Origin of the sequence: Paenibacillus sp. B2(2019) (assembly GCF_008370385.1) — a bacterium.
Classification (GTDB): Bacteria; Bacillota; Bacilli; order Paenibacillales; family Paenibacillaceae; genus Paenibacillus_AQ.
The window spans coordinates 46,945-69,841 of sequence record NZ_VTZR01000019.1 but is presented as its reverse complement, the minus strand read 5'-3'; the positions used below and the strand labels follow the sequence as shown (position 1 = coordinate 69,841).

18 protein-coding genes are annotated in these 22,897 nt (G+C 44.2%); 13 read left to right on the top strand and 5 right to left on the bottom strand.

Annotation, left to right across the window (positions count from 1 at the left end; translation table 11 throughout):
- Window positions 1-33: 33 nt before the first annotated feature.
- The 4 genes from PAENI_RS16660 (at window position 34) to PAENI_RS16645 (ending at window position 2,511) form a co-directional block, all read left to right on the top strand.
- On the top strand, window positions 34-783 hold the full coding sequence (locus tag PAENI_RS16660; protein ID WP_149646061.1) for a hypothetical protein: 750 nt from the start codon (window positions 34-36) through the stop codon (window positions 781-783).
- Between the two features lie 37 nt (window positions 784-820).
- Complete coding sequence (locus PAENI_RS16655; RefSeq protein ID WP_149646060.1) at window positions 821-1,387, top strand: hypothetical protein; 567 nt, start codon at window positions 821-823, stop codon at window positions 1,385-1,387.
- A 62-nt stretch (window positions 1,388-1,449) separates the two neighbouring features.
- Entirely contained in the window at window positions 1,450-1,908 is a 459-nt protein-coding gene (locus PAENI_RS16650) for an SMI1/KNR4 family protein (protein ID WP_149646059.1), read from the top strand.
- 42 nt (window positions 1,909-1,950) lie between these two features.
- Window positions 1,951-2,511 (top strand): DUF4303 domain-containing protein, encoded by a 561-nt coding sequence (locus tag PAENI_RS16645; protein WP_149646058.1) that lies wholly within the window; start codon window positions 1,951-1,953, stop codon window positions 2,509-2,511.
- Between the two features lie 254 nt (window positions 2,512-2,765).
- Here the strand turns inward: PAENI_RS16645 and PAENI_RS16640 are convergent, their stop codons facing one another.
- Entirely contained in the window at window positions 2,766-3,341 is a 576-nt protein-coding gene (locus PAENI_RS16640; protein WP_149646057.1) for a hypothetical protein, read from the bottom strand.
- A gap of 508 nt (window positions 3,342-3,849) precedes the next feature.
- Between PAENI_RS16640 and PAENI_RS16635 the strand changes: the two genes are divergently transcribed.
- Window positions 3,850-4,356, top strand: a complete 507-nt coding sequence (locus PAENI_RS16635; RefSeq protein WP_188114602.1) for a DL-endopeptidase inhibitor IseA family protein — start codon at window positions 3,850-3,852, stop codon at window positions 4,354-4,356.
- A gap of 271 nt (window positions 4,357-4,627) precedes the next feature.
- On the opposite strand, the gene PAENI_RS16630 is transcribed toward PAENI_RS16635, so the two are convergent.
- The 3 genes from PAENI_RS16630 to PAENI_RS16620 form a co-directional block, all read right to left on the bottom strand.
- The gene (locus PAENI_RS16630; protein ID WP_149646055.1) at window positions 4,628-5,458 is read right to left on the bottom strand and encodes a carbohydrate ABC transporter permease; all 831 of its coding nucleotides are present in this window, start codon (window positions 5,456-5,458) and stop codon (window positions 4,628-4,630) included.
- A gap of 1 nt (window position 5,459) precedes the next feature.
- Window positions 5,460-6,347 (bottom strand): carbohydrate ABC transporter permease, encoded by an 888-nt coding sequence (locus tag PAENI_RS16625; protein ID WP_076286224.1) that lies wholly within the window; start codon window positions 6,345-6,347, stop codon window positions 5,460-5,462.
- 68 nt (window positions 6,348-6,415) lie between these two features.
- The gene (locus tag PAENI_RS16620; RefSeq protein WP_188114601.1) at window positions 6,416-7,735 is read right to left on the bottom strand and encodes an ABC transporter substrate-binding protein; all 1,320 of its coding nucleotides are present in this window, start codon (window positions 7,733-7,735) and stop codon (window positions 6,416-6,418) included.
- A 244-nt stretch (window positions 7,736-7,979) separates the two neighbouring features.
- On the opposite strand from PAENI_RS16620, the gene PAENI_RS16615 reads away from it, so the two are divergent.
- From PAENI_RS16615 to ybiA, 8 genes are all read left to right on the top strand, one after another.
- Window positions 7,980-9,551, top strand: a complete 1,572-nt coding sequence (locus PAENI_RS16615) for a response regulator transcription factor (RefSeq protein ID WP_149646053.1) — start codon at window positions 7,980-7,982, stop codon at window positions 9,549-9,551.
- Window positions 9,548-11,263, top strand: coding sequence for a cache domain-containing sensor histidine kinase (locus PAENI_RS16610; RefSeq protein WP_060623177.1), 1,716 nt, complete (start codon window positions 9,548-9,550; stop codon window positions 11,261-11,263). Before PAENI_RS16615 ends, PAENI_RS16610 begins: the two co-directional genes overlap by 4 nt.
- 185 nt (window positions 11,264-11,448) lie before the next feature.
- Window positions 11,449-16,893 (top strand): glycoside hydrolase domain-containing protein, encoded by a 5,445-nt coding sequence (locus tag PAENI_RS16605; RefSeq protein WP_149646052.1) that lies wholly within the window; start codon window positions 11,449-11,451, stop codon window positions 16,891-16,893.
- Window positions 16,894-16,989: 96 nt separating this feature from the next.
- Window positions 16,990-18,396 (top strand): alpha-L-fucosidase, encoded by a 1,407-nt coding sequence (locus PAENI_RS16600; protein WP_149646176.1) that lies wholly within the window; start codon window positions 16,990-16,992, stop codon window positions 18,394-18,396.
- A 397-nt stretch (window positions 18,397-18,793) separates the two neighbouring features.
- Window positions 18,794-19,471, top strand: coding sequence for a nicotinamide riboside transporter PnuC (pnuC, locus tag PAENI_RS16595; protein ID WP_262495633.1), 678 nt, complete (start codon window positions 18,794-18,796; stop codon window positions 19,469-19,471).
- Complete coding sequence (locus PAENI_RS16590) at window positions 19,468-20,478, top strand: AAA family ATPase (protein WP_149646050.1); 1,011 nt, start codon at window positions 19,468-19,470, stop codon at window positions 20,476-20,478. Before pnuC ends, PAENI_RS16590 begins: the two co-directional genes overlap by 4 nt.
- Window positions 20,479-20,505: 27 nt before the next feature.
- Window positions 20,506-21,396 carry an NUDIX hydrolase gene (locus PAENI_RS16585; protein WP_149646049.1) on the top strand — a complete coding sequence of 297 codons (891 nt, stop codon included), beginning with the start codon at window positions 20,506-20,508 and terminating at the stop codon, window positions 21,394-21,396.
- On the top strand, window positions 21,393-21,944 hold the full coding sequence (ybiA, locus tag PAENI_RS16580; protein ID WP_149646048.1) for a riboflavin biosynthesis intermediates N-glycosidase: 552 nt from the start codon (window positions 21,393-21,395) through the stop codon (window positions 21,942-21,944). Before PAENI_RS16585 ends, ybiA begins: the two co-directional genes overlap by 4 nt.
- A 138-nt stretch (window positions 21,945-22,082) precedes the next feature.
- Here ybiA and PAENI_RS16575 read toward each other — a convergent pair whose 3' ends face one another.
- Entirely contained in the window at window positions 22,083-22,862 is a 780-nt protein-coding gene (locus PAENI_RS16575) for an AraC family transcriptional regulator (RefSeq protein WP_262495632.1), read from the bottom strand.
- Window positions 22,863-22,897: the final 35 nt, after the last annotated feature.

The window sequence follows — 22,897 nt, the reverse complement described above, 5'->3', positions numbered from 1 at the left end:
GGTAGGATCGTTCAGTTAACAGGAGGATTATTTATGTACATCGTATCTCAGCCAAAACCGCTATCTGACGGCCAAAACCAAGCACTTGCGAAGGAAGACGTTACTGTTTATCCACAGGGCTACCTCCGGTTTTTGCGGCGATTCGGTGAAGGGACTTACAGAGGGTGGTTGAATGTTCAGCTTCCCGATGCGGAGGTGCTTAAACCTTTTGCCGAGTACGGATTATGGGAGCATGACGAAAACAGCCCCATTAGTGAGCAACAGATCGGCGAGTGTATCGTTATAGGTACAACGGTGGACGGTGATTTTCTGGCAGTACATCCCCAGACAGCTAGGCTGCTCTGGCTACCTCGGCATGCGGAGCACGTAAAGGCGATTTCCCTGCAGGCACGGGAGCAGGAAGACGAAGGGATGTACGCCTTGGTGCTGGATGAAATATATCGTCAGGTGTATGGAATCAGCCAAGGGGAGAGCATCTACTATGAACCGTGGACGGGCACTCGGAGCCATCTCTTTTTGCGTTTGCCACAAGGACAGGATCAGCTTACGCTGCCCGAACTGGCCGACTTATGCCAAAACGAATTTCCGCCGGATTTGTCCATTGAGAATGCCTATGCTTGTTTCCTGTTCTACCGGCAGCTGGGCGGCTATGTACGATTGAATTATGCCTACCAGCAAGAGGTGGCTGTCTTCTATGAACAGGATGCGGGGCAGGCGTTTGAAGTTATGGAGCAGTGGCTCTTGTCGAAAGGCTGCGAAGCGATCTCAGAAAATAACAGATGATCCGGATACTCCTTAAGTGTGGGAGAGGGAGGTATGTATGAAACTAGTTTTTACTTTGGATACACATGGAACGTGTGTGGGTCAATTGAGAGATGAGCTGCTGCCCTTAGAGGAATTAGCAAATACATGGAAGTTTCCCTATGATATCTTTTTTGTATTGCGTGTTTTACCTGAAAGTTATGGTCGAACAACATCCAGACGTTTTGATAGCAGGGATCATACCCTCGAATTAGATATCAGCATAAGTTATGAACAGTACCAACGGATGTCCAAGCATGAGCAACGTGAGGTATTAGGCAGTCACCTTTGTAACTATTTGTCAGAGTCAGTCGCTAAATATAATAAGCATGCAGATAAGGAAACTCAAAATCAACTACTGGATCTGGTGAAAAAATGGATGCTTGAAAACAATTGGCTAAATGGAAAGTTAAATCAAGCACGGAAACTACTTTCGCAAGACATGGGTCTTTATGAAGTCAGCCAAAAATTGCAGATGCCATTAGAAGAGATTGAGTATATCCTTCTCCGTATGAATGACTGTGAGCCAACTGACGTTCATCCTGATAACATTGTAGCAGGAAAAGCGCCGCCATATCATTTGTAGAAGATTGGAGAGATATCCAAAACTTACAATAAACCCATGTATAAGGAGAGGGGATCGAACTTATGTATGAGCGTTTGGCAGAAAAACTGAAAACGACCTCCGCTTTAAAATGGTTTCCTGGCCATGGTGCGGAAGAAAGCTGGATAGCAGAAGCTGAAGAGGAATTAGGATTTTGCCTGCCGCCATCTTATCGCTGGTGGCTGGTTCATTACGGTAATGCCCGGTTGGGAGACGGCAATATTCTAGCGATCGCAGCTCCGGAACATAGAGAGTATTACGACGGCGACCTTCTTTACATACATAGACTGAATAAAGCCGAGGAATGGTGGGTAGGTCGGTTTCCCCACAGACTGGACTTGTTCGTGCCGGATAGCGACGAGCTTTATTTTTTTGATACGTCTACTAGAGATAAACAGGGGGAATTTTCGATCATGTGTTATGATCTCATGAATGATTTGATCGACAAGTATGCTTCAACGTTTGCGGAATTTCTAGAACGGCTGATTGACGAGCGTTCTTAAATAACCTGAGCTGATCGACTAATGGAAAGGAGGACCATTATCATGAAGCCGATGCAAGAAATAGAGATGCTGGCGATAGAAATCGCCGCTGCTGCCAGAACGTCATTTCGTGCTCTTTTTGAAAATGGCGAACATTATTATTACTGTACGCTAAATACTACTGGCGAGGGACATGCGCCTAGCATCTCCGCCTGGTCGTGGGAAGCTTTGGAGATGGAATCGACCAGACAAGGAGACGAAAGTGACACACCGGGATCGACGATTGCTGAACTCATCAAATGGTCCTATGCCGATTCACCCTATTGTTGTTTCGGGGATGAGAACTTTGATCACGTTAAACAACGATTTGCTGAGCGTCCTTTCATTGCGGATCTTGAGAATGACGAAGGGAATCGCGAGTTTGATTTGAGGCTGAAGGCCATGGAGCTGGCAATGAAAATGCTCGATGATGAAGGTGTGTTTGCAATGAATCAACTGCGAGAGTCAGTATGCGTCCTTGTCGAAGTCATGCCGCCGGATGAGGTTAATACCAAAATTGCCCTACGTTTAAATCGGGCGAACTCACCGGTTATGCAAGCATGGTTGACGGAAGCGGCGGAGTAGAAGCTCATCTTTAAGGGAAGTGTCAAACCCATAAATGAAGGTTCAGGAGTAGCAATAACTGCAAATTCATTAGCGGATTCTGTTACAAGAAAGACTCTGATATGTAGGTGAGATTTATACAAAGCACGGTGTGTTTTTACGGGCTGATCCATTAGGAGACGTTAGTCTCCCGTACTTAGGAATCTTGCCACTTTAGTCGCGAGTAGTTCAATCAGTTGCTGCCACCAGTGAAAGCCGGCAGTCTTCACAACTAACTAGCCCACTCCTAGTAAGGTGTAATTAGTATATATTTTGCGACTGATCGGAAATCTAAAGCTGATTCTGAAGCCTGAATCTTGTGCTCTGATAGTTAGTAAAAAACGGGAGCGTATTAATCCGCGAATTAAACTGTTCAGTCTTGTCGTATTACCTGAATTAATTGCGGCAGTGACACGCGTTGCAAATGGAATATCAGTCGCCAACCTGAGGTATAAGGGAAGAATAGCTTGTACTACTACGAGATGTTCTCCCACTGTATACTTACTTTGAGCGGGGTCAAGAAAAAAACCGTTGACGTATAGTCGATCCCGCATAGGTGTACGAAAGCCGAAACTGTACCCTGATCCCAATTCTGCAATTGGGGCATGGCTTACCTTTTGAAACAGTCTTTCCATCTGCACAAAATCAATCGTATTCACCGCTTGTACCCATGCAGCTGAGTATGCTGGATTACGTACGATTTCGCGATAGAAGGGCAGCACATTTCGTATCGTTCGTCTTAAAATTGCAGGTGTTATAAATTCGTTCTGCTGTTTGCGAACGGGGAGTTGACGTTTTCTTTTCTTATTCAATATGCTTCCCTCCTTGAAAATTCAGTTATCTGCAACATATGCTTTACCGGAAAGATGCGTTTGGACATTTCATCGAAAAAGCACTCCAGGCTTTCGGGATTTAGATTTACTGCTAGAGAGATAAGGAAATTACTTAGCAAGAAATGACGCGGCTGCCGGTAGGAACGGTTTAGTCGCGTTTTTTTTGTGTGCTGCAGCTTGCATGGAAATGATCGATATTCTCTCCCGAAATGTAGGTATACAAGGATGAAATCTGTTTTATTTTTCAATGCTCGGATATCCGCTATCATCTTCATTTGCTCCTTGACAACGAAGATTGTAATGCGTGAAGTGCGAGCAGTAATCGTTCCTTGCTACAAGTTGCTGTCTCAAAAATAAGGTTTTTACTTATGAGCCGGCAAACATCATGAAATGAAAAATCATGAAATACGAGGATCCATTCTTGCCGTGCCTTCCATAAGGTAACATACATAGAATGCAATGGAAGAGCGATAAGGAGGGAGACGGCATGGTTTCGAGAAAACGACTTATGGCATTTATTCAGAATGCGGAAAAGACATGGGAGAAAGTAGTCTTTTCGTATGATCTAAACAGTCCACCGATTCGAATCGGTGATTTTGATTACTACAGACTTCCCTTGCGATTCTCGACCCGAATCAAAATTTTTCGGTATTACCGCCAATTTTGGAACAATGTGTACGCAAATCGCATGATCTGCTCCGCAGGTTTTAAAAACATTCGAGGACGTCTTTACTCTCCTGATGCAGATACGGGGGGATTGCCTAACAGAGTGTTGGGTTTAAAAATTATAAAACAGACAAGCACAAATATAATAGTTGATGCTATTCTAGGTATTCCAGGCGACTCAATCGCTGATGGGGAAACTATTCGTTATTTCATCTTGCGCAACCCATCCACCCAAGTACTTACGATCAATTTACGCAGAAGCCGATATGCCGATTACCGTTACGATCCATGCAAAAAAAAGAGTAGGATACTAAGAAGGAAAAAATAAAATAGCGCCTGTTATATAGGGAGATAATTTATTCATTGAAAAAACTGATTGCAGAAAGAAGAGCTAGAGCTTTTATATTGAGATGGATAGTAGCCAAATCGGTAAAATGAATTATTGAACTAACAGAAAACGTTACTTCAATAAAACAGCGACAGCCTAGGACTTTTTTCTCGTCCTGTGCTATCGCTGTTTTAATTTCTAGGTTCAGTGTAATATTTTACTTTCTGCTGACAACTGTATGATTCAGTGTGAACCCCTTGTCATTAACTCCCTATCCCTTTAGCGAGCCGGACGTGATGCCGTTAATGATATATTTTTGCATGAAAATGTAGAACAGAATGAGTGGTGCGACCGCTAGGAGCATCATCGGGAAGAAATTCGTCCAGTCGGTCGAGAATTGCCCAATATTGCGGAACACTTCTAAGAGTAATACACCCTTTGAACGGGATTGCAAGAACAAGAGCGGTGTCATGAAATCATTCCACACACCCAGCGTATTCACGATCGCTACAGTGGCAATCACCGGCATAAGCAGCGGGAACACAATCTGCAAGAAAGTTCTCCACACCCCACAGCCGTCTACTTTTGCTGCTTCTTCCAGTTCAAATGGAACGGTAGAACCGATAAAGCTTTTAATTAAAAAGATAGAGAGCGGGAGGCTGTAACAAATTTCTATAAGAATAACACCCGTGTGGGAATTCATAAGTCCAAGCTGGGATACTTGTTTATAAAGTGCCAAGATCCCCATTTGGTACGGTACCATCATTCCAACCATGAATAAAAGGAACACGAGGCGATTGAAGCGGTTCGTATGTCGTACCAAGCTGTAAGCAGCCATCGCAGAAAACATAACAATACCCGCGACGGAGGAAATCGTAATGAGAAGGTTATTTCCTAACACATGGAAGTAGTTCATTGCTTTAAAGGCGCGAACGTAGTTGTCGAATGTGATATTAATTGGAAGGCCCATCGGACTAGAGACTGCATCAGCTGGGGTTTTAAAAGTCGTGATAATCAAATAGTAAATAGGGATCAAAAAAATCGCGGCTATGACGATCAAGAGAATTTCAGTAACGGCAGACCCTTTAGTATATCGATTCATATTACCGCCGCTCCCACATTTTGATTAGTGTAAAGTGAAGAAAGGTGATGAAGCCAACGAGGATCACGAAGACGATTCCGAATGCGGCTCCGTAGCTATAGAAACCTTCACTGAGCCCTTTTTTGATCATGAGTGATACGATCGTTTCAGTAGAATACCCCGGGCCACCTCCAGTCAAGGCATAAACAATATCAAATACCTTCATCCCGTTTATCATCCCCATAACCGTATTGAAGGTGATCGCTGGAAGCAGTAGAGGAAGCGTGATATAACGGAACAATTGCCACCCGTTCGCTCTGTCGATCTTCGCCGCTTCATAATAATCTGTTGAGATGCTCTGTAAGTTGGCCAAATAAATAACCATTGTGTAACCCACCCACTGCCATACGGAGGCGATGATGACTGAGTAGAGTGCAAGTCGCGGATCTCCGAGAAAATTGATGCGTTCGAAGCCAAGAGCCACTACTAGTTGATTAATTAAGCCGAAGTCGGAAGGTGAGTACATAAAATTCCAGAGAAAACCGATAACCAATACGCTGAACACCGCAGGAAGGAAGAACGCAGCCCGCAGCAGATTTTTTGTTTTTAATTTTTTATTGAGAAATACCGCTAATGGAATGGCTAGCAAATTCTGTCCGAGCATCGCGAGTACTGCATAGATTAAAGTGTTGCTAATCCCTGTTAAATAGAGGGAATCTTTAAATAGAGCGATATAATTGTTTAGTCCAACATACTTGACAACAACGGGATGCACGTCTGACCAGTTCGTAAAGCTGTATACAGCGGTCTTTAACGTCGGATATATGAAAAAGGTACAATAAATAAGTAAGGCAGGAAGCAGAAGCAGAACATAATTGATTTCTCGTTTGAAAATGTTTGGTTTGTTCATATGCAACAACCTTTAGCTTATAGGATGTACAAGGAGCAAATCGCTTTGCCCCTTGTAATTTATACGACCTATTTAGATTTCTCCAACAGTTCAACTGCTTTTTTGTCTACCGCTTCTAGCACTTGTAGAGGTGTTTTAGTACCTGCTATGATTTCTTGAATACCTTTTCCTAGATCTGAGAAAGCAGGACCAGCAACGCCCCAATTATTAACAGGGTACATGACATTGCCCGCCTTGAAAGCTTCTTGAGCACCGTTGTACTCTGCTGGCATTTCAAAAGTAACCCCTTTCAAAAAAGAGGAACCTCCTTTATTATCGACCCAGTAAGCATTCTGACCTTCTGGTGTAGATAACAGGTCAAGCACCTTGTACGCTGCATCCTTGACTTTGGACTTCGCATTCAAACCAAACGATACCCCTGGACCACCGACCATCCAACCCGGGCCACCTTTTGTACCCAGGTTCGGGAACATATCAATCTTCATGTCAGGCGCCTTTTGCTTAAAGGTTTCCATATACCAAGGTCCTGCTTGGAACATAGCTGCCTTGCCACTTGTAAACTCGTCAATCGCTTGTTCTTCTTCAAGCCCAAGCATATCTTTGGTGAAGACACCACGTTTCAAGTATTCGGTCCATGTCGTCAAAGCAGGCTCCAGGGCATCGACCATTTTTGAGCTTCCTTTACCAAAATCATCGTTCCATTTTTTTCCTTCGGTTGTGCCGATAAATTCATTAAGTGCTAAACCAAGGAACGACTGGCCTGCTACGTTAGGATTTTTTAGACCGATTGCTTGCGGTTTAATTCCATTTTTCTTAAGTACTTCAGCTACTTGGAAATACTCATCAAGCGTTGTTGGTACGTTTAGGTCATATTTGGCAAATAGATCAACATTATAGTAAACCCCGTTAAACCAACTAGCTTGCGGCAATCCGTACAGTTTATTATCAAATGTCGCGGTGGACGTGCCGGTTTCATAATACTTGCTAGCATAACGTTCTGTTAAATCTTCGAAATATCCTGTCTTGACGGTATTTGCGTCGATTACTCCACCGATAATGTCAGGACCTTCGCCTGCTGCAAGCTGGGTCTTGATGACATCTACGTAAGTCTTGTTATCGATGAACTGATACTCTACATCTATATCGGGAAGTTTATCTTTGAATAATTGCAGAAGTGCCTTTACACTGTCTTCTTTGTTCCAATATGATAATCTAACCTTCACTTTTTTTACCGGTTCGGGAGCCTTTGATTCTTTCGGCGCCGCCGTATCATTTGGTGTTGCACTTTCCTTTGTGCTGCTGTTGTTCGTACTGTTGGAACTGCAGCCTGTTATGAGGATTGACAAGGCGAGTAAAGCAGTAGTGGGAATTAACCACGTTCTCTTCATACAAAGACCTCCCAAATTTAAAATTTGTTTTGCGGTATAGATTTCATTGTAATGTAAATACCATTTCCATCGAAATAACAGATTTTTGCGAAATCTAACAGAATCCATCTGACAATAGAAACCAAATCATGTGGTTAATGTAACATGGTATGAATTGGAATGCCTAGTGTGCTATGCTTTGGTTTGTAGTGAGTATCCTCTGGAAGCGAGTAAATACCGCCCGATGAACGGTTAGGAGGAAAATATGTATCATATTCTAGTAGTCGATGATCAACAAGCCGAAATCGATGCTATTGAATGGCTTATTCAGAAGCATGCTCTACCCTTTTCTGTTGCTCAGGCCAACGATGGGGAAGTAGCGCTGGAATATATAAGGGGCCATCATGTAGATCTGTTATTCACGGATATTCGCATGCCATTCATGGACGGTCTAGAGTTAATCAAGCAGGCAAAGATAGTCATACCGGACCTTAAGGTGCTTATTTACAGTGCTTATGGGGAATTTGAATATGCACAAAAAGCGATTCAACTTGGAACGGTTAGTTATATGTTGAAGCCAATCGATGTGAAGGAATTCCTCAAAGTATTCCAATCCATAATCGCTATACTAGAGGACGAACGACTTCAGAGAGAGAAGGACGAGTTGCTGATCAAAGGTTTTCATAAAGGAGTGGCGTATGAGAAACAAAAGCTCCTGTTTGATCTCATTCAAGGTCGTGAGAGTGACGTCCATTATGAGGAACGGGCAGCTTTTGCTGGACTAAATCATCTGGAAAATAAGCGGATGTATATGATTATGATTGGATTGCAAAATCACTTTTTTGATCAACATCATACAGAAGCGTTTGAATTTCTTCAATCGACTAGTAAACATGAGATGCTTTTATTACATATCAATGAATACCAAAGCATCATGCTCGTCGTAATTGATCCCGCTTCAAAGAACAGCGATAACGGGCAAGAGCTTATGACTTATGGAGAAAAGGTTAAAGAATGGCTGGAGACTCGCTTCGACCGGCGATGTTTAATTATTGTCGGTAGTCCAGTAGATAAGCTAGAGGGACTTCATGACGAGTTCACCCAAATGGAAGAGTTAATGAATTTTCGGTTTTTTATGGATAGAAGTGTCGTTTGTTCCAAAGATGCCGAAAGCATTCATGACCATATAGACGACGAATCGTTAGAGCTTATGCTTAAGGAGATTTATACTTCCATTGCACGAAATGAATATCGTACACTCGAGCATCAAATAGAGTATCTCATTGCGAGTATGCGAAATAGTAAGCGCTTTAGTTCTATGTATGCCAAACTTTTATTTACAGAAATATTGAAAAAAGTAGTAGAGCTTCAAGGCAAAAAAAGCAGCAGTTTACTAAAGGAAGGTTTGGAGCGAATCGCACTTTGCAATTCAATTGCTGAGTTGAGGCAAGTCATTTTATCCGTTTTTCAGGAACATTTGCTGCAAATTAAAACGAATACAGATGATCAATGCCGCAAAGTAATTGAAGATGTACAGATACTCATCCAGATGGAGTACGGAAATGATATTGGGGTTGACTATTTAGCTAATCGTGTCTTTTTATCGCCAAGTTATTTAAGTTTCCTCTTTAAAAAAAGTACAGGTCAAAGCCTAATCAAATATATTACAGCTGTACGTATGGAGCGAGCGAAGGAGCTACTGCGAGATTCAACGATTAAAGTTGTTGATATTGCCAGTACAGTTGGATTTGCGAATACTTCCTATTTTAATTTAATGTTTAAGCAGCATAACGGCCTGACTCCTATTCAATATCGGGAGGGTGGCGGAAGAAGATGAGTCTGCTCAAATTTATTCGTAATATCCGCCTGCGTCAGAAATTATTGCTTTCATATGTGATTGTTATCTTCCTGCCAACGATTGTACTGGGCTTGTATGCCTATCAAAGTTCCAAAGCTTCATTGAAAAGCCAGGTTCAGCAAAGCGCGGATAACGAGGCGAGGAAGCTGGCGTTAGAAATTAGTTACCGTCTTCAGAGACAGGATGTATCCATGAAATCGATTGTATTTCATCCTGCGCTTCTTGATTTGATGAGTAATCCAGATCAGGATTTGTACGCTCAATTTAAGACGTTGAATGATAAAATTGAACCTATTTTTTTTAATTTAATGTATATGGTTGGGGATATGACTGAGATTATGTTGTATTCTGAGAATCGGCAATCCGAATTAGGAAACTTCATTACGCCTTCTTCAGCAGTTAAGGATAAGGATTGGTATGAAGCGACAAAGAGCAGCGAGTCAACGAAGTGGTGGTTCGAGGATGGAGAATTGTTTGCCACTCGAGTGATTCGCGATATCGATCTTCAAATCGTGAGCGCTGAACTTTACGTCCGGTTTGATTACAATAAAATCTTCGGTGATTTCATTGGCAAGATGAATGAAGGTAGGGGCATCATTATTACCGATCAAAAGAATCAGCCGGTGTTAACAGAGCATGCCCCGCAGATGGATGATGTTCAGCTTCAATCCCTTTCAAGGAGTGGTACTTCAAAAGCAAGCTTAGGTGGCGAATCCTACCTAGTTATAAACAAAGATATTCCGCAAACCGATTGGGTCCTGCATTATTTGGTTTCCGATGATCAATACAATACAGGCATTCGCAATATTTTAAGCGCCACGGGTATCATTGTACTCATCTGTATGGTTTTCCTCAGTATTATTATCTTCTTGTTCTCTGAGACGCTGTTAAGAGGAATCGAGAAATTAAACACCAAAATGAAGATGGTGGAAGATGGTGATCTTACAGTTGTTGTTTCCACGAATTCCAAAGATGAAATCGGGCAGCTTACCGATCGATTCGGTTCTATGCTTAAACAAATAAATCAACTCATTTCGGAAGTATATCAAACAAAGGTCACGCAAAAGTCGGCCGAACTCAAAGCGCTGCAAGCTCAGATCAATCCCCACTTTCTATACAATTCATTATCTTTAATTAATTCCAAAGCGCTGCGTATCGATGCCCAAGAAATTAGTGACTTGGTGAATCACCTTTCTAGTTATTACAGAACGACTTTAAATAAAGGAAAGCAGATTATAGCGATTCAAGATGAATGGAATAACGTGCAAGCATACATACATATTCAATTAGCGATGCACAATTCAAGATTTGACGTAGAATTCGATGCCGACGACAAGGTATTTCAATTTGAAATGATCCATTTGATTTTACAGCCGATAGTTGAAAATGCGATTATGCATGGCATCGATCTGAAGCGGGAGGGGCGAGGTAAACTCATCCTGCGGGCAAGTCTTGACGGTGAGGATATTGTTTTTGTCGTGGAGGATAATGGCGTCGGTATGGAACCGTATATGATCGCACGTATTCTTGAACATGAAAGTTCCGGCTATGGGATTAAAAATGTGCAAGAAAGATTACAGCTCTTATTTGGATCTGAGTACGGGATCAATATTCATAGTCAACCTGGGATTGGCACTTCAGTTATCGTACGCATACCGCAGTATCGTCACATCAGAGAAGAAGATTCATGATCACATAAGCGCCTTTGGCGTCCTTATAAGGACGTCAAAGGCGTTTTAGTTTGGTTTACAATCGAAATCTGTTAGATTTCAAAAAATACTCTTATTTAGCAAGACTTCAATTGAGATTATAATGCATAATGTGAGCGCTTTAAATGTGTTCTAAAATTAAATGAATATGAAAGGATGGTTGATCTATGTTCAAACGGACAATGTATACAATGATCTGTTTCATGATTCTAGTAAGTACATTTTTCCAGGGCAATGCGCCTAGTGTCCATGCTGACAGTAGCAACCTGGACGTGTGGGTGGAAAATGCATTGAAAGCCGTATATAGGACCAGCACGATTCCCGCAAATGCTGGAAACAGCATTGATCTTGTTTCAGCCAAAAACGAATACGAAAGTGAGCAAATTGTTGTAAGAGGTGCAAGCGATTTTAAGATTACGGGAATTGAATTTTCCGATCTGGTGTCTCCTGGCAATACGATCTCAAACAGCAACTTAAGCTATCATTTTGAAGAATACATGCTTGAGGATACCGTGCAGCCCAATCAATATCGACCGGATTTGGTAGGCACGCAAATCTACCCCTTATCTGAAATTCCCGACCCGCTTTCGAACGAACCCTCTATAGATGTGGCAGCAAATTCAACTCAGCCCATCTTAATAACGAATTATGTCCCTGCCGATGCTGTTCCTGGCCTCTATTTCGGTATAGTTACGGTGAAATCAACTTTGGGCGATTATCAAGTACCTATTAACGTTGAAGTTGCTAACGCTGCAATCCCTCCAACCTCTGAGGCTAATTTCGTTAATTATCAATGGTCGATGACGAATGGTTTTATGATTGGAGGTAATCCACCTGAGATTGTAGATGATCCTTTAACTCAGTCTAGTTATGACGTTGGCGAGAACTATTATGGAGTGGAGACGTATAGCGATGAGTGGTTTGAGCTTATGGATAATTTCGCCAAGACCATGACGGACTATCGCCAGAACATGATTTGGGTTCGTACAGACTTATTATTAAATGAAAAGGGTACAAGAATGGTGTCTTTTAAAGACGGGATACCGGAGAATATCGACTGGTCTTTGTTCGATCGATATGTTCAAACCTTTATGGATCGAGGAATTACTCATTTTGCGAACATACACTTGATCCATGCGTTAGAACAAATGCCACAAAGTGAGAGACCAAACAATAATAATCCACAAGATCCGTGGAAAACGTCGGTACCTGAATTCGATTCACTACCTGTTACAGACGCTTATCTTACGAACTACTTGACAGCATTGCACGATCATTTAGAGGAAAAAGGTTGGCTTAATGGTATTACTTGGTATCAGCATACTAAGGACGAACCTAACGGTTCGAGCATTACAAACTATATGACCTATATCGCTAGAAAAATAAAAGAGGTCGTTCCGGATTTCAAGACTTTGGATGCTGATGCGGCCGGTACTCTAATGAACGATACCATCAAACCTTATGTGGATGTGTGGGTCCCGTTAACACCGGTTTTCCAGGACAAGAAAAATCTCTATAAAGCGGAGCAGGCGGCAGGCAAAGACATGTGGGTGTATACTTGCGATGCCAATCCGGCTCCGTGGTTGAACAGATTTTGGACGCAGCCCATATTGACTGGCAGACTGTTATTCTGGAATCTTAGTCAAGAAGGTGTACAAGGACACTTACATTGGGGATGGAACGTATGGTACGTCCCACATTATGGAGATTCTACGATCGTATATCCAGACAAGGAACATATGACGGTTAAGAGCTCACTGCGTTACGAGGCCCAAAGAGACGGACTTGAGGAATACGAACTGATGCACCAACTCAAGCAAACCAATCCTGGGCTTGCAAAACGTATAGTAGATAGCGCTGTTAACCCATCTGATCCGAGAAAATATACCCTGGATAATGAATATATCAGCAAGCTTCATGATTATCTGGTTAAAGCGGCGGCCGGAGAAACATTGGGTGAAATTCCTGTGCCAACTAGTCCCTACGATGGGCAGGATGTACCTATGACTTACATGACCGATAACGCGACCGGTGAGATCACTTTTGATGGTGAATGGTTTGCAAAAAGCCGGAAATACGCTTATATGGGCGGCGTTCAAGGCACGTTAAAAGCGGATGATGAATTAACCTATACTTTTACAGGGGCTGGCATCGATCTTATCGCGGAGAAAAATGAAGGCTCCGGTAAAATTGCTGTATCCATCGATGATTCCGCTCCAGAGATTATAGACCTATATGAAAAAGTTCAACTCGATTCGATATCGGTATACAGCAATCATAACTTGTCAGCAGGCAAGCATACGATCAAGGTAGTGAATCTGGAGAACAAAAACCTATTCGTTGACGGCTTCAGAGTAAGCATGTATGAAGGACAGGAGCTCTATGACGGAACGCTGCAAAGTTTGGAAATGACTAACATGCCGTCGGTTATTTTTAATAAAAACAATATCAATTACCAGGCCATTATTCCGAGCGATGTAGATGTGATCACGATTACGCCAACACTTACGGATGCAAATGGCACCCTGGAAATCAACGGGTTACCTTACCGCAGCGGTGAGAGGCTTACATTCAACATCCCTACTGGCAAAAGTAAGATCCTTATTCGCTCTACCGCAAGTGATGGGGAAACCACGAGACTCTATACGTTGAACTTTCTCAAAGGGAATGTAAATCAACCGACCACCAATATTGCGAGAAGTTATTCAGCGATTACAGCAACAGCTGATAGGGGAGGCAGCAGTGGCTATGGTGTGGCTAATATGGTTGATGGAAGTTACGGTTCCATGTTTGCTAGTATAAGCGGGTATACGAGCATTGTGCCATTCCCACATGAGATCAATCTGACTTGGACTCAACAAAAGACCTTTAATACGATGGTCATGGCCACGCCATCAGGCTTATTACAGGGGATAACGGATATTGATATTGAGGCTACATCAGATGGAACGAATTGGACCACCTTTGCAAAGAGGGTACCGATTCAATGGTTTAGCAGCACAGACGACAACAAGATGGAATACGCATATGCGAATATCCCTACAGTTAATGACGCACTGAAGCTGAGAATACGGGTCAATGACGCTAACAATACGTATTGGGGCATATACGCGCTATATGAGCTTGAGCTTTATAATCTTCCAGACAACGGAGAGATTCCCCCTACAGCAGACGGAACGCTTAGTAATTTAACAATCCCTAATGTTCCTACTTTTACATTTGACAATAGTACGATGACCTACTCAGTAATGATCCCGAATGATCTAAACTCCATCGAGATAACGCCAACACTTTCGGACGGAGCGGGTACCTTGCAGGTCAACGGAAAGACTGTCGCCAATAACACAGCGCAGACTTTTGACATTCCATTCGGAAAAAGCGTAATTCATATCAGGTCCACTGCAAGCGACGGGACAACTACAAAGCTCTACACGTTGAATTTTCTCAAAGGAAATGAGGATGGGCTAGGTACCAATATTGCCAGAAGCTATTCTGAGATTAGAGCAACGGCAGAACGTGAAGGCGAGGAATATAGTGCCAAAAAAATGGTTGACGGTATTATTTATACCATGTTCGCGAGTTCGCGAGGCTACAATAACGAACATCCGTTTCCGCATGAGATTAATCTTACTTGGGAACAACCGCAAACCTTTAACACCATCGTCTTGGCTACGACATCTGGTTTAATTCAGGGTATTTCCAATATCGATGTTCAGGCTTCTACAGACGGAATAAACTTTGAAACCATAGCACAGGGAGTACCCATCCAATGGAAAAGCAGCAAAGATGACGGCGTTATGGAGCATACCTTTGCCAATATTCCTGAAGTACGAGATGCGCTAAAGCTCAGAATAAAGATAAACGATGCGAACTATACGACATGGGGCATGTACGCTATGTATGAGCTTGAACTCTATAATCTCACGGAAAACGGAGAGATTGGTGAGAACAGTAATACGATTACGGCGAGCGCGGGGGACAATGGAACGATCAGTCCGAACGGCGCCGTTGTAGTCAATGAGGGTGATGATCAAACATTTACCTTCAATCCGAACAATGGATACGAAGTCGACGAGGTATTGTTAGACGGTACCGCCGTGTCGGTGACCGGAAGCGTGTATACGGTTACTAACATAACCGCCGACCATACGATCAATGTTACGTTTAAGCAAAAAGAGACAGGTGGCGAGAACAGTAAGACGATCACGGCGAGTGCGGGGGAAAATGGAACGATCAGTCCGAACGGCGCCGTTGTAGTCAATGAGGGCAATGATCAAACCTTTACATTTAATCCGAATAATGGATACGAAGTCGACGAGGTACTGTTAGACGGTACCGCCGTGTCGGTGACCGAAAACGTGTATACGGTTACTAACATAACTGCCGATCATATGATCAATGTTACATTTAAGCAAAAGGTGACAGGTGGCGAAAATAGTAATCCTCCGACGAGTGGTGAGAATAGTAGTATTCCTTCTACCGGTGGTACAGTCAATGGGAATACCGATGCTCATACACTTGTAGTGAAATCGGAGGACCTTACCACTCCAGCCTCCAACGGAGTCGTGACGATTGTTGCCAAAGATAAAGAGAAAATTGTACTTCCTGCCAATGCAGCCGAACTGCTTGGACTACATCCATTAGTCATTCAAACGGGTTCATTCACATTGGAGGTCCCTGCTGAATTACTTAAACAGTTGACGGATAAATACTCCGCAGAAGCTAAACGAGACAGTACGATAGAGTTAATCATGACTCTCTTATCCGAATCTGATGCTAACAACCTTCTAGCGATAAGGCAGTCTTCCACGCATGCAAATATTAAAATTTCCGGCAATGTGATCAATTTTAGCTTATCGATTGTCGGAAAAGATGGTAAAGTGACAAGCTTGAACAGCTTCGATAAACCGATGACGATTCGATTTAAAGCGGATCCTTCCTTAAATCCGAATCTGACTGGCATTTACTATTTGGCAGACAACGGTACGCTGGAATATGTGCGAGGCACGTTTATACACGGAGAATGGGTGGCCGATATTTACCATTTCAGTAAATATGCGGTGCTCGAATTCAAGAAATTATTTACCGATGTTAAGTCCACTCACTGGGCGGCCGATGCGATCGAACAGCTAGCAGCGAAGCAATTTATTGAAGGCACTAGCGCGGCAATGTTCGAGCCAGAGCGTTCTATAACACGGGCCGAATTTACGGCGATGCTTGTCAAAGCGTTGAACCTGACATCAGTGGGCGAATCGAAATTTACGGATGTATCGAAGGGTGCCTGGTACGAGGGAGCTGTTTCCATGGCGGTCAAAGCAGGCATTATTAAAGGAATTAGCACAACGTCTTTCAATCCCGATGCTAGCATCAAACGCGAAGAAATAGTCACTATGCTGATGCGGGCGTATGTTATCTTGAAGGACGTCGAGTTGAACGGAAAAACGGCTTCTTCCTTTACCGACGAATCCGCTGTGGCAACCTGGGCGCTTGAGTCAGTAAGAGCGGCGGCGGCACTTCATTTAATTAACGGTCGAGAAGCAAACAAATTCGTTCCGAGCGGGATCACTTCCCGTGCAGAAGCAGCAGCTTTGCTCAATAGAGTTATACACTAGCCGGGTAAACCCCCAATTTCTATATTGGGGGTTTACAATTAATAATTTTACTTTGATGTGACGCGGAGAACCGAAGGAGGCAACCCGATGAACGATATGGAAATCAAGGAACTTCAGCAAGCAGATGTGGCGGAACTGAAAGAAGGCGTCCACGGTTACAGCAGCGAGACGAATTGGGTGAAGCCGGAAAATCCAATTACGCTGGAAAGGTTGGAATGGTTCAAGGATCAGAAATTGGCCCTAATGATGCATTGGGGACCTTATTCGCAGATTGAGGTTGAGTCCTGGATTCTCAGCGACGAAGATGGTGATTGGGCGCGTAAAGATGTCGATTGGACGAGCGACTACGAAGAGATGAAGCGCGAATATTTCGGACTCAACCGCACGTTCAATCCGTTCCGCTTCCAGCCGGAGCTATGGGCGGAAATCGCTGCCGAAGGCGGGTTCAAATATTTGATTTTTACGACCAAGCATCACGACGGATATTGCATGTGGGACACACATACGACGAATTACCGAATTACTGGCTCGGAAACGCCGTTTCATGCACATCGCTATGCCGACGTTTGCAAGCATGTGTTTGACGCTTTCCGAAGCAAGGGGCTTGCGATCGCCGCATATTTTTCGAAGGCGGATTGGCAATCGCCGTATTACTGGGCGCCAGGAATGGAACGGGGCAACAATACGTGGAGAGGGCCTTCGTACTCCCCCGAGGAATATCCGTGGCTGTGGGAGCAATTCGTCGATTTCACCCATGAGCAAATCATGGAGCTGATGAGCCGTTACGGCCGGATCGATATTTTGTGGCTGGATGCGGGCTGGGTTAAAGATAGTGATCAGGTAAAGCAGGACATTCGGTTGGGCGAGGTTGTCGAGCGCGCCCGTCAAACGCAGCCGTGGCTGTTATCCGCGGATCGTACAGTCGGAGGGCCTTACGAAAATTACGTGACGCCGGAGCAAACGATTCCGGAGCGTCCGCTGAACGTACCGTGGGAAAGCTGCATTACGATCGGCACACAGTGGGCTTTCAAATACGATGACCAGTATAAATCGGGGAGAGAGCTCGTTCGCATTCTGATGGAAGTCGTATCAAAAGGCGGCAATTTGGCGCTTAACGTAGGTCCTCAGCCCGACGGACGATTGCCGGCTGGGGCGGTTAAGAGTATCAATGAGCTGGGCGGATGGATGAAGGTTTACGGTGAAGCGGTATACGGCACACGCGTGTGCGGACCGTATTTTGCCGGTTCCTGCGCGTTCACCTCGAAAGGAAATACCGTATACTGTACGTACTTGTATGAAAGCGCAGATCAAGCCTTAGCTAAGCTCGTTCATATTCCTTATAAGGAGCCCGTTTCAGGCATTGAGCTTGTCGGAAGCGACGCTTTGCTGCAGGTTGAGCGTACGCCGGAAGGAATCTCGATCACGCTTCCGGATTGCGAATTGAACGGGCAGGCTCCGATCGCCCATGTTTTCCGTATGCAGAAGGGCGAGGAGGCAAAGTGAACGATAAGATTCTTAGCTTTAAGTTATTATACGATGGGGTCTGTGGGCAATAATGCGAGCGCAGAGGTGAGAAGAAGTAGCCGGATGACAAATACATGTTCGAACGCCAACCCGCGTAAATCGCGGGTTTTTTCCTTTGTCAGCGTATATTCTTGCCAGAAATCATTGTCAAGAATAAGTACCGTTAGCTGATTCTAGAAATAGGCTTATGCTAAGGAAGAGGATACCGACCATGGACTGGGTCCAGACTTAAGTTGGAAATTATTCTCACCTTTTTATTGCATCTTCCTCGCCTTTTTGCTATATTTGATATTAACAAATTGTTATTATCAAAAAGTTACTAACAACAAACTGAATGGTGAAGATTAGGAAATTTAATGAAAGGGAGCGGATGAAAGTGAATAAAACATGGGGTGGTTGGAATCTGTTTGAAATCGTCTGGCTAGTTTTATTTACCTCTATTGCTGTTGCGTTTACGGTTATTTCTAAAGATTCCTTATTCGGATTTACGGTCTTTATCACCGGGGTGCTGTGTGTGGTGCTCGCGGCGAAAGGAAACCTGATGAGTTATGTTTTCGGAATGTTCAATACCGTTGGTTACGCGTACTTGGCTTATATAAACGGTTTGTTTGGAGAGGTCATGCTGAATTTGATATTCTTTGTACCTATGAATGTCATTGGCTTCTATATGTGGAAAAACAACCGCCAAGACGGCAAGCTATCCATGCGACAGATGGATCTTAAGTGGCTGTTCCTTGTTGGAGCGGTATGCGTAATAGGCTGCCTGTTACTGGGAATCGGGCTATCGTTCATCCCAGGGCAGAACTCGCCTTATATAGATGCTATTACAACGGTATTATCCATTGTAGCTACCTTTTTAATGGTCAGAAGATTTAAGGAACAATGGTTGGTCTACATTGTTTTGAATATGTTTACGGTGCTGCTGTGGGTAATTCGGATGCTGGAAGGCAGTAGCGAAGGGGTGCTAATGATCGTCATGTGGAGTGCATATCTGATTAATGCGGCATACGGCTATTACAATTGGAATAAAGGGGCTAAGGAGGTATCGGTATGAAGACGCTTGGATTAACGCTAGGGAAGTTTGCCCCGTTGCATAAAGGACATCAATTCATGATCGAGACGGCGTTGCAAGAGGTCGACGAATTGATTGTGGTAATCTACGAAACGACGGTGACCCCGATTCCGCTTCATATCCGGGCGAACTGGATCCGCAAGCTCTATCCGACGGTCCGGGTAATCGAAGCTTGGGACGGTCCAGACGGGTATTCGAACGATCGGGAGCATGAGATTCGAGAGGAGCAGTATATTTTAGGGCTGTTGAAGGGCGAGCAAGTGACGCATTTTTACTCTAGTGAGTTTTACGGTGAGCATATGAGTGTCGCATTAGGAGCGGCGGACCGGCGGGTGGATGAAGCCCGTGAGCGGGTGCCGATTTCGGCCACGATGGTACGTGCCGACCCTTATAAATATCGCAGATTTGTAAGTGATGTCGTGTATAGGGGGTTAATCACGAAAGTGGTTTTTGTGGGAGCGATGTCGACTGGAAAATCTACAATCACCGAAGCGCTGGCGCAGCGGTATCGCACAACCTTTGCGAGCGAATATGGGCGTGATTACTGGACCGAGCATCAAGTGGATCGTAGAATCAGCCTAGAAGCGTTCGATGAGATCGCTTTGGGCCATATCGAACGTGAGGAGCAGGCGCTGCTGGAAGCTAACCGATATCTCTTTGTCGATACCAATGCAATTACCACATATATGTTTGCTTTGGATTACCACGGCCGGGCTCCTGAATGCTTAGCCCGGATCGCATTAGAAAACGCGCAGCGCTACGATCTGTTTTTCCTGTGTGACGATGATATTCCTTATGAGAATACATGGGACCGTAGCGGGGATCAGAAGCGGCATATTTTTCATAAGCAAATCATTGCCGATTTGAAAGAGCGGCGGATTCCCTATATCACGTTGCGAGGAAACCTAGAGGAACGAATGCACAAAGTAAGTGAGGTCTTGGCAAAGTTCGAGCCCTACCGGAACTATTTCGGAGAGTTGAATGGCTAGAATAAAGAACAAAGGAGGCAAGGATACATGAATATGTTGGATCGCGATGGACTTACGGAACGTCAATTTTTAGAGCAGTACCATGCCGGGGATTTCGAGCGGCCTTCGGTGGCGGCGGACATGGTCATTTTCACCGTTACGAACACGGAGGCGGACAGCTACCGCAAGCTTCCGGAAAAAGAGCTGCGAATTCTGCTCATTCAGCGGGGAGGTCACCCGTTCCTGGGCAATTGGGCACTTCCAGGCGGTTTCGTCCGGCCGGACGAGACGACAGAGCAGGCGGCGGTGAGGGAGCTGAGTGAGGAAACCGGTGTGGATGACGTTTATTTGGAGCAGTTGTACACCTTCAGCGATGTTGGAAGGGACCCTCGTACCTGGGTGATGAGCTGCAGCTACATGGCCTTAATCAACAGTGATCAGGTACAGCTGAAAGCAGGAGATGACGCTGTCCATGCTGCCTGGTTCAAGGTAACCTATCGGCTGCGCGAGCGGAAAGAGATTATTGAGGATGGGTATGTGAAAACGAAGGAATACGAGCTCAAGCTAAGTAGCGATGAAGAAGAGTTTACGGCAGTTGTGGGTCGGACGATGACATCAAAGTCGGCCTCTACGTCAACCGCATACTCCATTGTATCAAATGACGGATTGGCTTTTGATCATGCGAAGATTATAGCTTGCGCTATTGAGAGACTGCGGGGAAAAGTGAATTACACCGATATTGCGCTAAACTTGATGCCGGGTCTCTTCACTTTGACGGATCTACAGCAGGTTTATGAGGTGATCTTAGACAAAGAGCTGCTGAAAGCCGCATTCCGGCGTAAAGTAGCGGATCTCGTAGCGGAGACCGATCATTATACTGAAAATGCGGGACACCGTCCTTCCCGCTTATATCGGAGAAATATGGAGGAATATCAATGATATACAATATAGAGCAGTTAAGAAAATCTTATATCGCGGGCAAAACGTTCAAGTTTGTGTTCTTCTGGGGCCATACACCGCCAAAGCAAGACGGCGTCGACAAAAGCTGCTTCAGCCAATGGTGGATGAGTCCTTTCGTGGTAGAGGGGATCGAGTATTCCTGTGTCGAGCAGTTTATGATGTCCGAGAAAGCAAGACTGTTTGGAGATGACGATATGTTGGACGCGATCCTTAAAGCTAAGCATCCCAAGGAGATGAAAGCCTACGGGCGTGCAGTAAGAAACTTCGAAAATGACACTTGGGATAAAGAATGCTATGACATTGTCAAAAGAGGAAATATAGCCAAATTTTCGCAGAATCCGAAGCTTGGCGAATACCTCAAGTCAACGAAAAACCGTATTCTCGTCGAAGCTAGCCCACAGGATCGCATTTGGGGAATAGGCATGAGCCAGTCCAATCCGGATGCGGAGAATCCCGTAAAATGGCGGGGTAGGAACCTACTTGGATTCGTGCTGACCGAAGTGAGGGACGAATTGCTGCGGGATTAACTTCTACCGGAATTGTTATTGATGAAAGGAGAGGGGCCCTTCTTCTGGATGCAAGAGAGATAACTGATTCTAAGTGTGATGCAACAAGATGTAGTCCCATATTTAAATGAGAAGATAACGATATCCCTTTGGATTTCGTTATCTTTTTTGTTCACCCTCTAAAAGCCGAAGCTTCATCACCCCAGGTGTACAGCCATAAGTATTTCGGAAGATTCGGATAAAATAATTCGTCTCCATTCCCAGTTGAATCGCAATATCCTGAACGAGAATATCAGCATTCTCTGTCATTAACTGTATCGCACGTTCTAGTCGCAGATTCTGTAGATATTTATGTGGAGTTACGGCATATTCCTGTACGAATAGACGCTGGAAATGCTGGACGGAATACCCCACAGCAGCTGCTAGATTGGAGATAAGGAGTGGCTCAGTATAATGTTCGTTAATAAGTTCAACCGCTTTAGCCAACGCTTCATTACGCACAGACTCAAGTTCTAAACGACTGCCTGAGGAGTGTATGGATTCAGAACGACGTAACATCAGAAGTAATCGATATAGGGTTATAGATAGATCCTCCATCCCTTGCTCGTCTTGACGACTAGCCGTCTGATTGTTCACCGTATGCCAGATCTTTCCGATTTCCTCCCAACATTGTTCAAAACGAGCAGGATGATAGGGGAGAGAAGGGAGAAGGCCAATCCCCTCCAGCATTCCCTGCGATTGACTCCCTTCGATTCCGATGAAACCAACATGCCATGGTTCATGTGAGGTAGGATAATATTCGTGTCCTCGATCCGGTGGGAAGGCGAAAGCCATTCCAGGTTCTAGTATGGTTTCAGAACCGGTCTCCAGATCACGAAACAACCCAGTTCCGGTACGAATCAGAAAAACTTGATGAACAGGAAAACCTGTAGGGCGCACATGATGAAATTGTATATGACGACCTACAGAGTAGG

What these genes read in the sequence shown, in the direction of transcription:
- PAENI_RS16660 (WP_149646061.1), top strand. Translation starts at nt 34, where the DNA reads ATGTACATCGTATCTCAGCCAAAACCGCTATCTGACGGCCAAAACCAA.
- PAENI_RS16655 (WP_149646060.1), top strand. Translation starts at nt 821, where the DNA reads ATGAAACTAGTTTTTACTTTGGATACACATGGAACGTGTGTGGGTCAA.
- PAENI_RS16650 (WP_149646059.1), top strand. Translation starts at nt 1,450, where the DNA reads ATGTATGAGCGTTTGGCAGAAAAACTGAAAACGACCTCCGCTTTAAAA.
- PAENI_RS16645 (WP_149646058.1), top strand. Translation starts at nt 1,951, where the DNA reads ATGAAGCCGATGCAAGAAATAGAGATGCTGGCGATAGAAATCGCCGCT.
- PAENI_RS16635 (WP_188114602.1), top strand. Translation starts at nt 3,850, where the DNA reads ATGGTTTCGAGAAAACGACTTATGGCATTTATTCAGAATGCGGAAAAG.
- PAENI_RS16630 (WP_149646055.1), bottom strand. Translation starts at nt 5,458, where the DNA reads ATGAATCGATATACTAAAGGGTCTGCCGTTACTGAAATTCTCTTGATC.
- PAENI_RS16625 (WP_076286224.1), bottom strand. Translation starts at nt 6,347, where the DNA reads ATGAACAAACCAAACATTTTCAAACGAGAAATCAATTATGTTCTGCTT.
- PAENI_RS16620 (WP_188114601.1), bottom strand. Translation starts at nt 7,735, where the DNA reads ATGAAGAGAACGTGGTTAATTCCCACTACTGCTTTACTCGCCTTGTCA.
- PAENI_RS16615 (WP_149646053.1), top strand. Translation starts at nt 7,980, where the DNA reads ATGTATCATATTCTAGTAGTCGATGATCAACAAGCCGAAATCGATGCT.
- PAENI_RS16610 (WP_060623177.1), top strand. Translation starts at nt 9,548, where the DNA reads ATGAGTCTGCTCAAATTTATTCGTAATATCCGCCTGCGTCAGAAATTA.
- PAENI_RS16605 (WP_149646052.1), top strand. Translation starts at nt 11,449, where the DNA reads ATGTTCAAACGGACAATGTATACAATGATCTGTTTCATGATTCTAGTA.
- PAENI_RS16600 (WP_149646176.1), top strand. Translation starts at nt 16,990, where the DNA reads ATGGAAATCAAGGAACTTCAGCAAGCAGATGTGGCGGAACTGAAAGAA.
- PAENI_RS16590 (WP_149646050.1), top strand. Translation starts at nt 19,468, where the DNA reads ATGAAGACGCTTGGATTAACGCTAGGGAAGTTTGCCCCGTTGCATAAA.
- PAENI_RS16585 (WP_149646049.1), top strand. Translation starts at nt 20,506, where the DNA reads ATGAATATGTTGGATCGCGATGGACTTACGGAACGTCAATTTTTAGAG.
- ybiA (WP_149646048.1), top strand. Translation starts at nt 21,393, where the DNA reads ATGATATACAATATAGAGCAGTTAAGAAAATCTTATATCGCGGGCAAA.